This is a genomic window from Bradyrhizobium sp. CSA112, from assembly GCF_029051645.1.
In the GTDB taxonomy this organism is placed as follows: domain Bacteria; phylum Pseudomonadota; class Alphaproteobacteria; order Rhizobiales; family Xanthobacteraceae; genus Bradyrhizobium.
Genome location: NZ_JAACFS010000068.1, coordinates 1 through 15,434 on the forward strand (window position 1 = coordinate 1; position 15,434 = coordinate 15,434).

Sequence of the window (15,434 nt, forward strand, 5' to 3'; positions counted from 1 at the left end):
CGCTGATCGTGCGGAAGTCCGGACGCTGCATCCCCGTTACAGCCGCAAAATCCAGCCGCTCCTCGCAGCCCCGTGCGATCTTGCGCGACGAGTAGATCCCCTGGCTGTACGCATAAAGCAGCAGCGCCACCATCATGCCAGGATGATAGGGCGGAAAGCCGCGCTCCTCGTCGTAGACATCCATGATCCGCGACAGGTCCAAGCCGGTGCGAACCGTGTCGCGCACAACACAAAGTGGGCCGTGTGCCCGGAAGGCACCAAATCCTGGATCGACGGCGGCAGCAGCCAAACCTGATCAACGTCCCAAGGACGAAATGTCTTGCTCATCCACCGTTTGAATCACGACGCTTGTTCTTCGTCGAGAAAAATCCGATTACTCGGACAGGCTCCTAGCTAGGCGAGGGCGATGACACGGCCACCGAGCAGCCAGAGCGCGTTCGCAAGCTGAAACAGGCCGAAGTGCATCACGAGCTCGGTCATGTGCCGAAGCGGATCGCGAAGCTGAATAAGAACCACGCCGTCGCCTTCGTCAAAGGCAAAACGGTGATCCTCACCTTCGAAAAAGACGGCACGACCTCCTATGGATCGGTGCATGACGTCTACAACTATTACGAAAACGATCGCGTCGCGACGGAGAAGTCCACCGAGCCGGTAACCAAGGCGTGGATGCGCCACAAGGCTCGGCGCAGCTATCCGAACGGCATCGTCTTCGCGCCACAGGGCGGGCCCGACGGCGCCTACAATCATTGGCAAGGCTTCGCCGTCGAACCCGATCCATCGTCATCCTGCGCGCGCTTCCTCGACCACTTGCGCGATAACATCTGTGCCGGCGACGACAACGCCTATCAATGGGTGATCCGCTGGTTCGCCCACATGGTTCAGCGCCCCTGGGAAAAGCCCGGTACCGCGCTGGTGCTGAAGGGTCGCAAGGGCGCGGGCAAAGACACGATCGGCGACTACGTCGGCGGTCTTTTCCCCCATCATCACAATTGCGAACCCCGAACATCTGGTCGGCCGCTTCAACGCGCATCAGGAAAAGACCCTGCTGCTGCATGTCGAAGAAGGCTTCTGGGCCGGCGACAAAAAGGCCGAAGGGAACTGAAGCACCTGATCACGTCCGAACAGGTGATGATCGAGAGCAAAGGCATCAACGCATTTCAAGTCGCGTCGGTGCTGCGCATCATAATCAGTTCGAACGAAGACTGGATCGTGCCGGCGACATTCGACGAGCGGCGCTTCTGCGTGCTCAACGTCGCCGATACCAGGGCGCGCGACACCGTCTACTTCGCCAAGCTGCGCGAGGAAATGCACCACGGCGGTCGCGCCGCGCTGCTGCACCACCTGCTCGACCTCGATTTGACCGGCTTCGACGTGCGCAACCCGCCGATGACCACCGGCCTGCGCGATCAGAAAATCGCTTCGCTCCGCCGCATCGAGCAATGGCTTTTCGAGATCCTGTCCTCCGGCCGCGCGCCCGGGGATTCGATGTTCGAGGACGTCGAGCTCTCCTGGGAAGACGCCTCGATCAAGGTCGCGGTCGACGATTTCCGTCTCAATTACGAGGACTGGTTAAGGCGACGCCGGTTTGCCGGCGATCCGCTCAACGCTTCACGGTTCGGCGTGCGTGCCAAATCTTTCCAGCGATCACCCGCATTCACCCCAAGGTCGGCGATAAGCGGCAGTGGTATTATGTTATTCCCCGCCTGGCTAAATGCCGCGCCGAATTCGAAAAATTGATTGGCAGCACGATCAATTGGGCCGGCGATTTCCCCCAAGACGACGATCTGCTCGGCTAAACGCCATAATTTTCCATGCGCGCGCCATCGAGAACGTCCTCCAACAGGTCCTTTACCTCGTCCAAGGGGAAATCGATCAAGCCTAGTCGGTGCATCCTCGTCAGGCGGGCATATGCGTGCCTCTCCGCGTCGGTGTCCTCTTTCGACACGTAAGCATCCCGATCGCCGTCATATTCGATCGCTTCAACCTCGCACGCTAAATTTTCGAGCCGCGATCTCAGGTTGTTCCATGCGTCCAATTCCCGTTTGGCCTGACTCATACCTGTCACTCCAATTCAATGTTCGAACGAAATATGTGCTCAGCATTGTTACTACAATCACGCTGCTGAAATTATAAATCAGCTGCGGCGCCCGAATTCCCAGCTTTCGGCGTCGATTTCGAAGCGTGGACGAGAAGGCTCCTGTACCGGTACAGGAGGAATCCGGCTTCCTGTACGCGGCTAACGCTTTGATCGACCTATTGAAGAAAGGTTGGTACAGGAAGAACGGGCAAGACCAACCAAAATTCTCCAACGTGGGACGGAGACCATGAGGTGGTCGGACTGCCGACCTCCAGTTCGCGCGCATACACGAGAAATGTACCTATACTTCCTGTACTTACTGTACCGGGTATAAAAAACAATAATAAATCAGAGGTTGACAGCCGGTACGGGAAAACGGGAAAATTGGGACTTCACATTCTTACCGTACGCTCCTGTACCAGGACAACATGAGACATTGTTGTCGAATTTTCACTTCTCGGTTTTTCGGGACATTCTGAGACAGTCCCGATTTCGTTACGTTTTCTCCGATGTTCTATAGGAGGATTTTCAAAACTCGCGATTGCCCCGGCTCTGCGCCCCCCGCGGAATGAGACGCCCTGAAGAGGGACCCGTAGCCAACCTGATACCCGATGACACAAGCCAAGACATGTTTGGCGCCCTATACCCCTGAAGCCCTGACCCAATGATACATAGGAATATAATCTGTCTCACATTGTCCTGTGCCAATGGGGCAGGGCTACCCTTGTGCACGGCACCATGGGATCAGGGGCAGGGTAGCAGGGCAGCCCGTAGGCAGGCAGGCAGGCAGGGCCCCGGTGATCACAGGCGCCCTTGTCCGCTTCCATCCTAGATTAGCGCATAGGCGAGGCCGGCTAGTCGAACGGTCGCGCTACGCTCCGACCATGCGGTCCGTTCTTGTGAGCGTGCTATCCAGCGCTTCGACCGAATTGCGCAACCAAGACGAAATCAAGGCGCTCTACCTCGGGGCACGCCGCGAAGTGCAGTCGGCGAGAAGCCGCTGACGCATGCCGTTGCCTGACTTTGATTGACAGAGAGGAAACTGGCCTGGCTACGGACAATCCAGCGCAAGATCAATCAAGACGTTTATTCTCGAACGATAGGCGGAGCAATCGACATGTTCTCGACGATCTGCACTATGAACCCGACGATCGGCGGTATGGCGATCCGCAGGGCTTGCGCTAGGACGACAGTGTTCATGGGGCCAGCGGGGTGGGGCCAGCCGGGCCTCCTGGTCAGAAACTTGTGAGATGAACGCCCTCATAAGTCTTAGCTCGCATCGAGGCGAGCGGCGATATATTTTTCGATACGGAGGCAACGATTTTAGAACGGGATTAGGGGTGTCAGGCACCCCGTGACCGCGACTGGACAGCAAAACTGATCGGTGGTGCAGGAACCGCTTGGCGCGATGGCGAGCACTGGCAGTTTTTAAGGCGCACCGATAAGCAGCACCCGCTGCAGTGCCCGGCGAATGATTCCGTCGTCATTAGACACGAACACGCGTCGCCGGTCCACGGCTTCGGCTGTTTCGACTCCGATCTACAGCATCGCTCGCCTCTAATCCTGTCTGGCAGGGAGAGGGGTTAGCAAGTTCCGTTCGGTGACTCACAAACCAGGTTTTCTGGCCGCGCGAAGCGCGCAATTCGTGTCCAACACCTGACAGCGGCACAAAGCCCGTCAGGTTCAGAACACCGGTCAGCTGGGCGCGTGGAGTTTTTTCAAAGCATAGTCAGACGCTTAATGCGCGCTGACGAAGATGGCACGGCTGTTGCTGTTGAGATCCAGCAACACTGAGAAAGGGCTGAGTGCATCCAGAGCGCAAAACGAGCGATGCTCCTTCCCTTGAACCCGTATGCCCCGTTCTGAGAGATAAGCTGGCGCAAAAAGTCGCGCAACGTTTGGCAATAGTTATGGAGAACAACATGATGCTGCGCATGGAGTCCCCAGCTCCTCCGATCAAGGTGAAGAACTGGCTGCGTGGCCAGCCCCTCACGAGCTTCCAGCCGGGAAAAGTGTACATCGTCGAATTTTGGGCAACTTGGTGCGGATCCTGTGTGGCGGCGATGCCCCATCTGGTGCAGCTGCAAGATAAATACAAAGACAGCGGAGTTGAGGTCCTCGGAGTCGCAGCTTATGAACGAGCTCGAACGGCGGACGAGGCCCGAGCCAACTTGGACGCATGGTTGACCGAAAAGCTCTCGAATCTCAACTACCGGATCGGATTCGACTACACAGGGAAAATGAACAAGCTTTGGATGGATCCCAGCTTTTCTGTCGGGATTCCCACCTCGTTCGTCGTCGACCGTGACGGTCACATCGCCTTTATCGGTTTTCCAACGCAACTCGATGACGTTCTGCCGAAAATTCTTAACGGCGGCTGGCGCACCAGCGATGAAGCTAGAGCTGCCGATACAGAGCGGATCGCCGAAGGCGAACGCACGATGCACGAAACGACGCGCAAGCGAGCGTTGACTGAGCCGATCTTCGCCAAACTTACGCCGGCGATGAAGGCGGAGGATTGGGCGAAGGCGCTTTCGGCGCTCGAAGAGGCCGTCGCTGTAATGCCGGACGACGTCAACTTTCGCGTGCTCCATGCGGATCTGTTGCTTCACAAAGTGCACGACTTGCAGACCGGCTTGCCGGTCATGAGCCAATTGGTTCGCGACGCGATCGACAAAAAATCTGAGCTGTGGATGGCCGGGGCGATGCGCCAACTCTTCGATCCGGCGAATGACAACTCCCACTTCCCGCCTGCCGAGCGCTTTGCGATGGGTAAGGAGTTGTCCGAACACATCCTGGCACTGAATCCTCCGCAACGCGGCGACGGCTCCAAGTTCCTGTCCTATGGGGCGGTCGCTCAGTATTATTATGAGAGCGGCAACAAGGATCGCGCGATCGAGTTGGTCGAGGTGGCGCTGAAGTCGCTGGACGGTTCTGAGCCTATCCCCGACGAGCTGAAACAGCACGTTATGTCGCTGTTGGTCCAAGCGCTGGCCAACTACAAGGGTGAGAAGGCTTGCTACGGGGCTCTTTGTGCGACTCCGCAAGATGGGTTTCCGAAAGAGTCAAAGCGCAGGCGCCGGAAGAGAAAACATGAAAAAGGGTAATAGTCGGAATTGCTCACGGGTGAATTCGTCCATTTCTCCGGCGGGCCAGTGGCAACTAAAGACCATCGAGTACAGCGCTGGATCGTTTGCGGCAGGTTGGAGATTCAAATTCCGATGACCTCCGGCCGGATCGAGGCGGACGTGATCTTTCAGGTGAAGTCGCGCCGTCATCCCATGATGCAAACACTCTTACGGTCTTAAGGTCTACACGAAATGCTGAACGACTCCTTCGTCATAAAAATGCACCCTTTGCGCACGGCCATGGCGGCGCCCGGACTTAGGCGGCCATCTCCATGCTTCTGCAGACGGGCGAAGATGAATGATGTCGATCCGCATGCCTGGCTCACACAAACTATCGAACGGATCGCGCAAGGCTGGCCGATTTCTCAGATCGATGCTCTCATGCTGTGGAACCCTCAAAGCTTGAACCGCTTCAGCTACGCTTACGCAAAGAGGGGGTGAAATGGGCAGAAGATTTCGATCGCAGCCCCAAACTCCGGGCATTATTGCTTCACCTCGGACGGCAGCGCCAAGCATTCGGCACATCGCGTCTGGATCAAAAGGGTCTTACGCCGCGTGTGGCAGAAACTGCTGGCGCCATGCTCGTTAAAGATGACAAACCACCCATCGCAATCGGCGTGGTGATCCCGTTCGTGTTCCGTCACTGGCTAAAGCAGCCCGTCCGCGTCGCGGTCGTCCTCGTCGGCTTCTTAGGGGCAACGGTGGCCGACCTGTTCATGCCGGTCTATTCCGGTCACTTGGTCGGGGCGCTGACATCAGGTCCGTCCGACCAGGCAGCACGGCAGGCGGCGTTCGTCGCCTTCGGCGGCATCCTCGCGCTTGGCCTGATCTCGATCATATTCCGGTTTGCAGGCTCGCAGGCGATCGTGCCGTTCACGCTGACGACGATGTCGGATGTGGCGCGCGAGGCCTTCATGCGGGTGCAGCGGTTCTCGACTGACTGGCACGCCAACTCTTTCGCCGGCTCGACCGTGCGCAAGATCACACGCGGCATGTGGGCGCTCGACCTGCTCAACAACACGATCCTGATGGCATTGTTGCCGTCGCTAGCGGTGCTCGTGGGCTCGATGATCCTGCTCGGTCTGCATTGGCCGGTCCTCGGCGTTGTGGTCGGCCTCGGCGCGGTGATCTATGTCGCGATCACGATGGCATTCACGATCGGCTACATCGCGTCGGCGGCGCGCGTCTCCAACACCTGGGACACCAAGGTCGGCGGCACGCTGGCGGACTCGCTCACCTGCAATGCTGTGGTGAAATCCTTCGGTGCGGAGGCGCGCGAGGATGCTCGGCTTAACGGTGTCGTCAGCCGCTGGCGGGCGCGGGTACTGCGCACCTGGCTGCGCTCCAACGCCACCGGCCTAGTGCAGCTCATGATGCTGTTGTGCTTTCGCGCTTCCGTGATCGGCGGCGCCATTCTGCTGTGGATCGACGGGCGCGCCTCGCCGGGCGACGTCACCTATGTGCTGACGAGCTACTATATCATCCACGGCTATTTGCGCGACGTCGGCATGCAAATCAACAATTTGCAGCATTCGGTGAACGACATGGAAGAGCTTGTCACCATCCATGGCGAGCCGATCGGCATTGTTGATGCGCCCGACGCCAAGCCGATCGACATTCAGGGCGGTAGGATCACGTTCAACGACGTGACTTTCCTTTATGTCGGGCATCACGCGCCGCTCTACGACGGATTGTCGATCGACATTCGCGCCGGCGAGCGCATCGGTCTGGTCGGCCGTTCCGGCTCCGGGAAGACCACGTTCGTCAAGCTGGTGCAACGGCTCTACGACGTCTCCGGCGGCCGTATCCTTATCGACGGCCAGGATATCGCGAGAGCGACGCAGCAATCGCTGCGGAGCCAAATCGCGATCGTGCAACAGGAGCCGATCCTGTTTCACCGCACGCTGGCGGAGAACATCGCCTATGGCCGGCCCGGCGCCAGCATGGCGGCGATCGAGCAGGCGGCGCGGCTCGCCAACGCGCATGACTTCATCCTGCGACTGCCGAAAGGCTACGGCACGCTGGTCGGCGAGCGCGGCGTCAAGCTGTCGGGCGGCGAGCGGCAGCGCGTCGCGCTGGCGCGCGCGTTCCTGGCGGACGCGCCGGTGCTGATCCTGGATGAGGCAACCTCGAGCCTTGATTCCGAGTCAGAGGGCCTGATCCAGCAGGCGATGGAGCGGCTGATGAAAGGGCGCACCTCGATCGTGATCGCGCACCGGCTGTCGACGGTGCGCAGCCTCGACCGCATCCTGGTGTTCGACCGCGGCGAGATCGTCGAGCAGGGCACGCACGCGGCGCTGACGGCGCGCCCCGGCGGTGTCTATCGCGGGCTGTTCGAGCTGCAGGCCATCGAGTGCGGTCAGATCTCGGCGGCAGGCCAGACTAAAGCATGGCTGGCCGCATCCCCGCAGCCTTAGCGCTATTTACCTTGGCTGCAGCTGATTGGCATCGCGCCGGTCAACACTCCGGCATCGCATCGGTATTCACCGCGAAGGTGTAGAATTGTCTTGAGGGAGAGCATCTCTAAAGCGGGAATAGGGCGGTTGTCGGAAGGACAATCGGAGATTCCGGGCCTTTTTTTCTGGGCGAGTATTATGATCAAAGCGAAAAGAAACTATTCACTCATCCTCAAGCGCGATGCGAATGTCCTGTGGGATAGCATTGGCAGTGATGACCAAAGCTGTTTTCAATTTTTGTGGGACTGTTGCAGAAGCGAATTGCTCAAGATCCCGCCTGACGATTTTGAATTGCGCCAATTGGGCAAGGACTTTAAGAGGCGGATCTGGTGTCCAGGCGCTGATTACGAGAGACTTTTTCAAGACAAGATTGTCGTCAAGTTAAATAAAGGGGACCCCCATCATCCTTAAGCAGACGTGCAAGTTTGCCTCAAGAGGTCACCTTCGTCATTTGACGGCCTGCATTGTCGTGTTCAGCCATGTCCAGTTAAAGACGTTATGTCCGCAACTCGACACTAACGCTAAAGTATTCTCCGCTTCGGAGCGAAGTGCATGGATTTGTTCCTTTTCAAGCAGGGCCTGCTCAACGTTTTGGGTGGCACGCTGATTGCTGGGAGACGGTGAAGGATCTGTTGCGATCATGCCGGTCCCGCAGCTGCCCGCCTACGGATACAAATGAAGCTTGCTCGACTCATCCAAATCCACGCCATGGAGGCTGCACTGTTGAGTGCGGCTTCATCAAGTGAAAGCTTTGCCGCTTCCATCACGGGTTCCGCTGTCGTTGATCGCGCTGGATACCTCTCAACACTGGCTGGCTTTGATTAGCATTCAACCCGGTTACTGCCGAGCGAATGCAAATCAGTGTGACCGGATTAAGTCGCGATGTGGCGCGTCGCATACGGCGAGAACTCCCCAACCTACAGCATGGAGTAGCTGAATATGGCACATTGGTCTGCTTCGGTGCTCGCAGACGCTTGCAAACTGGGCGATTGGGATGGGCAACCACCTGCAGTCGCATCAATTCGCTCCAGCATCTTTGTTGGCAGTGGTACGCTAGCTATCAGGTGTGCTCAGCTAGTAAGTAAGATGGGTCATGTCGTCTGCGCGGCGCTGTGTGCCGACGCCATATTCCGGGACTGGGCTTCTCGCGCCAATATCTTGTGTGTAGACAGTGTTGAAGAGCTCTCCGTGCTGATGAATGCCGACCCGGTAGACTGGATATTTTCCGTAGGAAATCCATTCATATTGCCGCCGGATGTGTTTGCCCGAGTCCGTCAAGGCGCTTTCAATTACCAAGACGGCCCGTTGCCACGATATGCGGGAGCTCATTCGATGTCTTGGGCGCGGCTGGCACAAGAGACCGACTATGCTATCGGGTGGTATCGTATCAATGATGGTGTTAATAGGGGTGAGTTGGTGGTTGAGCGCCAACTTTCTATTGCGCCAACCGATACGGCGTTGACCCTGAACCTCAAATGTCATGAAGCCGCTGTCGAAGGCTTCCGCGAGCTTCTAGCTGGCTTAACGAATGGAGAGCTCCATGCTGGTTCGCAGGCGCCAGTGGACGGAAGCGTTTCTCCGAGGCGTCGACGCCCAGATGCTGCGGGCTATCTGCGATGGAATCGCTCCGCGCAAGATCTCTCAAGGATCACACGCGCCTTAAACTATGGACGGTATCATTCCAATCCGTTGTGTCTGCCGAAGGTGCACCTAGGGGATGATGTTGTCGCAGTCAGGCGCTTGAAGGTATCTGCTGGACGCTGCGGCCTTCCGGCAGGGTCCCTGGTTGAAATCCACCGCAGCAACTGGCGTGTGGCGACAGGGACAGAGGATGTTGATGTTTGGTTTGGCAGCTCAGACGGTCTGACTCTGAATGCACGGACACTCGCGAGGCAGTCCGCTCTGAACGTAGGCGATCGCCTCCCGATTTTGAGCGATGAGGAGGCGTAGAGCATAACTGTTGCCCATGGAATGGTGGCGCCTCGGGAGAACTTTTGGCGGCAGCGGCTTGAGCAGTTTAAGGAATTGCACATTCCGTTTCTGTCGTCTTCGGAAACTGCGGCTCCGCCCAGATGGCAGTCGAGTTCCTGGCTCATTCCAAGTGCTTTGGCCGAGTTGTCGCCATTTGATCGTACTGAGTACTTGCTGAGTGCTTGGCTGATCTATCTCGCTCGCATCACGGGAGAATCAGAGCTTCAACTGGGGTGGACTCCCGCAACGAATGGATCGCGAGCCGGGATGAGGGCGGTGGAGGTGCTTGTCGCCTCTGTCGTGCCGATGCAAATGACCATCGATCTCGGTCGAGATTTTGCGGGCGTACGCAGGGCGGTCGCGGCCGAATGCGCGGATCTGAGAGAGCACGATAGTTTTCCGCGGGAGCTTATCGCGCGCTCTCCGACGTTGCGGGGCAAGGAAGCGCTACAATCGCGCCGGCCTTGGCCGATTGGCGTGACGGTGACCGCGAATAGCTGTTCTGCCGCTGGTGATCTACCTTCAGGCCCGAATTCTGAGACAGCCCTTTCCGGTGATTTCCTAACGTGTGAGGTTTGCGCTCTGGATGGGAGCTTTCGGTGGCACTTTGATGCCAGTCGCGTGGCGCCCAAGCAGATCGACCGTATGACGCAGCATTTGCAAAACTTGTTGTGTGCTGTGATAGCCGATGCGCAGCAGCCGGTCGCACGGGTTGAGCTGCTGTCATCCGAGGAGCGCGCATACCTCTTGGAGGAGCTGAACCGGACCGCGGCGCCCTATCCGTCGGAGCGGTGCATCCATGAGCTGTTTGAGGCGCAGGCGCGCCAGGCGGCGGATGCGGTGGCGGTGGTCCATGCGGACGAACGCTTAAGCTATGGCGAGCTCAATGCACGGGCGAACCGCTTGGCGCATCATCTGATCGCGCTTGGGGTGAGGCCGGATCAGCCGGTCGCGATTTGCCTTCAGCGCAGCCCGGCGATGGTGGTGGGGCTTTTGGCGATCCTCAAGGCAGGGGGTGCGTATCTGCCGCTCGATCCGTCCTATCCGTCCGGGCGGCTGCGGCAGGTTCTTGAGGATGCGGCGCCGCGGTTGGTGCTGGCCGATGCGGCGGGGCGCGCCGCACTGGGCGATGTGGGCGTCGATGTGAGGGTGGTCGATCTCACGACGGTGACACCGCCCTGGGCAAATCTGCCGGCGTCGAATCCGGATGCGCGCGCGCTCGGTCTGACCTCGCGCCATCTCGCCTATGTGATCTACACCTCGGAATCATTAGGCACGCCCAAAGGCGTCGAAATGTCCCACGGCTCGCTTGTGAATTTGCTCTGGTCATCACCGAAGCTTGGCGCGCCCAAACGACGCACACTTCAGTTCACGACCCTGAACTTCGGCGTGTCATTCCAGGAATTGTTCAGTTGTTGGAGGGATGGTGGCCTGCTCGTGCTCGCGCAGGAAGAGACCCGTGCGGACTTCTCCGCCTTATTGGAGTTTGTGTGGGGGGAGGCGATCGAGCGGCTTTTCCTCCCATTCGTCGCGTTGAACCATTTTGCGGAGGTCTGGGGCGCTAAGGGAGTGCTGCTGCCCTCTCTGAGGGAGATCTATACAGGGGGCGAGCAATTGCGGGTCACCCCAATGCTCAAGTCGTTCTTCGAATTGCACCCAAGGGCGAGGTTGATCAATCAGTATGGGCCCACAGAAACCCACGTTGTTACGGAGCACCATCTCGCGGCTGACCCAGCATGTTGGCCCCAACTGCCTCCCATCGGCCGACCGATCGCGAACACGCGAGTTTACCTGCTTGATAGTCATGGTGAACCCGTTCCGTTTGGCGCTGTGGGGGAGCTTTACATTGGCGGCGCGGGGGTGGCACGTGGCTATTTGAACCGGCCCGAGCTGACGGCGGAGCGGTTTGTGGCCGATCCGTTCAGCGGCGAGGCGGGGGCGCGGATGTACCGGACCGGCGATCTGGCGCGCTATCTGCCGGCCGGCGATCTGGAACTTTTGGGCCCGCAACGACGACCAGGTGAAGATCCGCGGCTTCGGGATCGAGCCCGGTGAGATCGTGGCGCGGCTCACGGAGCACCCGTCGGTGCGCGACGCGGTGGTGGTGGCGCAAGGAGAGGGCGCGGCCGAGAAGCGTCTTGTCGCCTATGTCGTTACGGCTGCCGAGCACGCCGGCGAAGCTGAGGGACCTGAACTTGCCGCCACGCTGCGCACGCACTTAAGTGCGTGCTTGCCGGAGTACATCGTGCCGCCTGCGTTTGTGCGCCTTGCGACGCTGCCGCTGACGCCGAACGGCAAGCTCGATCGCAAGGCACTGCCTGCGCCGGAGGATGAGGCGTATGCAACGGGGCGGCTATGAGGTGCCGCAGGGCGAGATCGAGACCACGCTGGCGCAGCTCCGGGCGGAGCTTCTGGGTCTCGCGCGGGTCGGGCGGCACGACCAACTGTTCGCGCCACACACACACAGGGCGGGCACTCGTATTGGCGGTGCGGCTTCTTAGTCGAGCGCTACATCGTGGGTTGAAGCTTAGCACCGCTGATCTCTTCCAGGCTCCCGTTTTGAAGGAACTTGCATGAAGATTGATTTGGAGCCACACCGCAATACAGCTCAACTGCTTTCCGTTCGTGCCACGGGATCGCAACCGCCGATCTTCTTTGTTCCGACAAGTCTGGGAGATTGTTCTTATGTCCTCATCTTGACAAACGAAATGGACATAGACTGTGCTGCCTGTGCTCTGCCCTGGCCGTCTTTCAATGAAGTTTGTCCACTAACTTTGAAGCGATAGCCGCGCAAGTCATCTTGATCAAAGAGATTCAGCCGAAGGGGCCATATCGCTCGCGGGGATATTCCTCAGGGGCAATGGTGGCTTACGCAATTGCCGAGCGCGTAACAAGTCTCGATGAAACTACATCATTCATGGCTTTCATCGATGTTACGGTTACCTGCAAATCATTGAGCCTATCGGAAGCCAAAATAGTACTGGAAATGGTGTCGGAGCCTCTCGAGTGCTTAGATTAGATGATGAGCGGTTCGAAGCGTTGGAGTGCTTTGCTGGACAAAGCTCAGTTGTTCAGCTGCTCGAAAAGGCGCAGCAAATTGGGGCGATACCTGCAGATCGTGATCTCCACAATGAGACTTTGATGTATGAAAGAATTGCCCATTATCAAAAAGCGCTGCAGTTGTATCAAGTGCCGCCCCTGCCAGTTGAAATACATCAGTTTTATGCCGCTGAGCCTTTCCTCAGCCGTCGGGCACGAGCAGCCAAGACTTCAATCGGTCCAGGAGCAAATTCGCCCATGGGGGTGGGGCCAGGTTTTAAGCGCGCCGGCCATTCATGCCCTGCCCATTCAAGGCAACCACATGACGATGATGATTGTTCCAGAGAACGACCGAGTTCTGGCCCGATCCTTATCAGCGGCCTTAAACAGCTCACAAACAACGGCTAGAGGCGAAGCGGTCAAGCGCGGCAAGCGGCTCGACCATCACAAGCAGTCCGGGTTGGGACAACAGCGCCAGGCCGATGGTGACGCGCTGCCGCTCCCCGCCGGAGAGATGTGAGGGACACCGGTCGAGCAGCGGCACTATGCCGAGCAACTCGACCACCTCATCATGCTCGACCGGCGTCGGTTCGGGGTTTGGGGCGCCGTAAAGCAAGTTGCGCCGCCGCGCACTTTTTTCTCTGGGATTGGACCAGACCATCAGCCTGGCTCTTTCTCTGGTCCGCAATGGTGGGGCCTATGTCGACTTGGGCTTCTTTGGAGGAGACGTAAAATGTGCCGTTCAGCTCGGTCACATCGCGTGTACATGTGGGAGTTTACTTCTGCGGGACGTGCGCTGATCTTTAGGCCGAGTCAGTCAGAGTCCTGAGCAGAGGAGCTTGTCGGATGCGAGGCGATCCGAAATCGCACGGCTTATGGGAGCTGACGGCTCCAGCGCTGGCAGACACCGGTCCTCTTGTAGGAGATGCGGAAGTCGATGTTGTTGTGATTGGCGGTGGATATACTGGACTCTCTTCGGCCATTCACCTTGCGGAGGCTGGCATGCGGGTCGGCCTGCTCGAGGCATCCGAAATCGGATTCGGTGGTTCTGGGCGCAACGTCGGGCTGGTTAATCCGGGCATGTGGATCATGCCCGACACGCTCGCAGCTACTCTTGGCTCTCCGTTCGGGGAGCGGCTGATCGAACTGCTCGGTCGTGGACCACAAAAGGTTTTCGAACTCATCGAGAAGCACGGCATCGAATGCGAACTTGAGCGCGCGGGGACCCTGCATTGCGCCGTCGGGCGCAGGGGTCTACAGGAAATCGAGATGCGTGCCGAACAGTGGCAACAGCGCGGCGCTCGCGTCGTGCTGCTCAATGCGGAGGAGACGCGCAGAAAAATCGGTGGCGGCAACTACACCAGCGCGCTGCTCGATGAGCGCGCCGGCACAATACAGCCGCTGGCTTATGTGCGTGGCCTGGCACGTGTCGCGCTTGCAGCGGGAGCGAAGATTTTCACGCGGAGTCAGGTCCTCACAGCCAGCGACACCGGCTCGCGCTGGAGGATCGGTACGGCAAAGGGATCTGTGAATGCTAAGTGGGTAATCGTCGCCACCGACGCTTACGGCAATGGACCGTGGTCACAGGTTCGGCGGGAGCAGATCCATCTACCTTACTTCAATTTTGTCACGCGGCCCTTGTCGGACCATCTGAGGGCCTCCATCCTGCCCGAACGGCAAGGCGCATGGGACACAAGGGAGGTCCTCTCCTCGTTTCGCCTCGATCGCTCGGGACGTCTGGTGTTCGGCAGCGTTGGCGCTCTTGAGCGCGCGGGCGCCTCGGTTCACCGGGCCTGGGCGGTGAGGTCGCTGCGCAGGCTATTTCCGCAGCTCGGCGATGTCGAATTCGAGGCCGGCTGGTTCGGCATGATTGGGATGACCTCGGACAACCTGCCGCGCTTTCACAAACTCGACCGCAACGTGGTCGCTTTCAGTGGTTACAATGGGCGCGGTATTGCGCCTGGGACTGTCTTCGGCAGTGTGCTGGCGTCCTATGTCCTCGGCCAGGTTGCGGAAAAGGATCTGCCGCTTCCGGTCGCCCCCGTCGAAGAGCGACGCTTTCGTGCCGCCCGTGAGGCCCTTTACAGAGCGGGGGCTCAGCTTGTTCACCTGATTGAAGCGCGGCTCTGATTCTGATCTTGGGCTTACGGAGAACAAGGGCCGATGCCAAGGGAAGAACAAACCAAGGCCAAAGAAATTCGCCACTCTTCAATCCACTGCAGTTCTGGGAGCCTACCGCGGGATGCGATCGTTGCGGCTAAACGGCTAGGGGGCTTTGAAGAATGGGCCACTGCCGGCGACTCAATAGGACCTAAGTTCAATTACCTTGCCATCTGAAAGGCAGGGCGAGCGACTGAGCATTGGCATCGCTCGGGGGCAGCTTGAAAACGTCTGACGCTGCTCATGGGCATTGCTTAACAGTGAATGCGCGGGTGGGAAATCGACCGTCTTGCATAACGACTTAGAGCTCCACAAAATACGCGATCGAGCGTGCTGACGGGTTGATGTGTCGCCGGAGCGTTAGGCCGCCCAAGCCCATGCAATGAGGTATGCATCCGAGGAGAGACGTCTTGTCGGATGGGCCAGTAGTTGAGAACTGTGCGTATGGACAGCCGTACGATCACGCCAAACTAAGCAGTCGGCCGTGAAGAATTCCCAAGGCATTGATTTGGAATCAAGAAACGGGCTGCTGGGGTAATCGAATTTGCCGGGAAGTGGGCGTTTGGAGCGGGATTCCTTGCAAACTTGATTTGTGATTCACTC

Annotated in this window: 10 protein-coding genes and 3 pseudogenes; 8 read left to right on the forward strand and 5 right to left on the reverse strand. The window is 58.5% G+C overall.

What is annotated here, in order from left to right; all coding sequences use genetic code 11:
- Positions 1-327 (reverse strand): annotated as a pseudogene (locus GWE18_RS40940) (transposase); the annotation flags it as partial.
- Positions 328-480: 153 nt separating this feature from the next.
- Here GWE18_RS40940 and GWE18_RS40945 point away from each other — a divergent pair.
- Entirely contained in the window at positions 481-1,737 is a 1,257-nt protein-coding gene (locus tag GWE18_RS40945; protein WP_275191177.1) for a primase-helicase family protein, read from the forward strand.
- A gap of 55 nt (positions 1,738-1,792) precedes the next feature.
- Here GWE18_RS40945 and GWE18_RS40950 read toward each other — a convergent pair whose 3' ends face one another.
- Entirely contained in the window at positions 1,793-2,056 is a 264-nt protein-coding gene (locus tag GWE18_RS40950) for a hypothetical protein (protein ID WP_213290068.1), read from the reverse strand.
- Between the two features lie 1,943 nt (positions 2,057-3,999).
- Between GWE18_RS40950 and GWE18_RS40955 the strand changes: the two genes are divergently transcribed.
- The 3 genes and pseudogenes from GWE18_RS40955 to GWE18_RS40965 all read left to right on the forward strand — a co-directional run bounded on the left by GWE18_RS40955 (position 4,000) and on the right by GWE18_RS40965 (position 7,622).
- On the forward strand, positions 4,000-5,184 hold the full coding sequence (locus GWE18_RS40955) for a TlpA disulfide reductase family protein (protein ID WP_275191178.1): 1,185 nt from the start codon (positions 4,000-4,002) through the stop codon (positions 5,182-5,184).
- 236 nt (positions 5,185-5,420) lie between these two features.
- Positions 5,421-5,646: pseudogene (locus GWE18_RS40960) on the forward strand (transposase domain-containing protein); the annotation flags it as partial.
- 137 nt (positions 5,647-5,783) lie between these two features.
- The gene (locus tag GWE18_RS40965; protein ID WP_275191179.1) at positions 5,784-7,622 is read left to right on the forward strand and encodes an ABC transporter ATP-binding protein; all 1,839 of its coding nucleotides are present in this window, start codon (positions 5,784-5,786) and stop codon (positions 7,620-7,622) included.
- Between the two features lie 201 nt (positions 7,623-7,823).
- Here the strand turns inward: GWE18_RS40965 and GWE18_RS40970 are convergent, their stop codons facing one another.
- Both GWE18_RS40970 and GWE18_RS40975 read right to left on the reverse strand, forming a co-directional pair.
- On the reverse strand, positions 7,824-8,024 hold the full coding sequence (locus GWE18_RS40970; RefSeq protein ID WP_275191180.1) for a hypothetical protein: 201 nt from the start codon (positions 8,022-8,024) through the stop codon (positions 7,824-7,826).
- A gap of 84 nt (positions 8,025-8,108) precedes the next feature.
- Positions 8,109-8,303, reverse strand: coding sequence for a hypothetical protein (locus GWE18_RS40975; protein WP_275191181.1), 195 nt, complete (start codon positions 8,301-8,303; stop codon positions 8,109-8,111).
- A gap of 1,950 nt (positions 8,304-10,253) precedes the next feature.
- Here GWE18_RS40975 and GWE18_RS40980 point away from each other — a divergent pair.
- The 3 genes from GWE18_RS40980 (at position 10,254) to GWE18_RS40990 (ending at position 13,079) form a co-directional block, all read left to right on the forward strand.
- On the forward strand, positions 10,254-11,687 hold the full coding sequence (locus GWE18_RS40980; protein WP_275191182.1) for an amino acid adenylation domain-containing protein: 1,434 nt from the start codon (positions 10,254-10,256) through the stop codon (positions 11,685-11,687).
- Entirely contained in the window at positions 11,653-11,991 is a 339-nt protein-coding gene (locus tag GWE18_RS40985) for a hypothetical protein (protein ID WP_275191183.1), read from the forward strand. The genes GWE18_RS40980 and GWE18_RS40985 overlap by 35 nt, the downstream gene beginning before the upstream one ends.
- A 647-nt stretch (positions 11,992-12,638) precedes the next feature.
- Positions 12,639-13,079 carry a hypothetical protein gene (locus tag GWE18_RS40990; protein ID WP_275191184.1) on the forward strand — a complete coding sequence of 147 codons (441 nt, stop codon included), beginning with the start codon at positions 12,639-12,641 and terminating at the stop codon, positions 13,077-13,079.
- 7 nt (positions 13,080-13,086) lie between these two features.
- Here the strand turns inward: GWE18_RS40990 and GWE18_RS40995 are convergent.
- Positions 13,087-13,242 (reverse strand): annotated as a pseudogene (locus GWE18_RS40995) (ATP-binding cassette domain-containing protein); the annotation flags it as partial.
- A gap of 275 nt (positions 13,243-13,517) precedes the next feature.
- On the opposite strand from GWE18_RS40995, the gene GWE18_RS41000 reads away from it, so the two are divergent.
- Complete coding sequence (locus GWE18_RS41000) at positions 13,518-14,801, forward strand: FAD-binding oxidoreductase (RefSeq protein WP_275191185.1); 1,284 nt, start codon at positions 13,518-13,520, stop codon at positions 14,799-14,801.
- Positions 14,802-15,434: the final 633 nt, after the last annotated feature.

Bases quoted from the DNA above. Each gene is read 5' to 3' on its own strand.
- GWE18_RS40950 (WP_213290068.1), bottom strand. From the start codon at position 2,056: ATGAGTCAGGCCAAACGGGAATTGGACGCATGGAACAACCTGAGATCG.
- GWE18_RS40955 (WP_275191178.1), top strand. From the start codon at position 4,000: ATGATGCTGCGCATGGAGTCCCCAGCTCCTCCGATCAAGGTGAAGAAC.
- GWE18_RS40965 (WP_275191179.1), top strand. From the start codon at position 5,784: ATGCTCGTTAAAGATGACAAACCACCCATCGCAATCGGCGTGGTGATC.
- GWE18_RS40975 (WP_275191181.1), bottom strand. From the start codon at position 8,303: ATGATCGCAACAGATCCTTCACCGTCTCCCAGCAATCAGCGTGCCACC.
- GWE18_RS41000 (WP_275191185.1), top strand. From the start codon at position 13,518: ATGCGAGGCGATCCGAAATCGCACGGCTTATGGGAGCTGACGGCTCCA.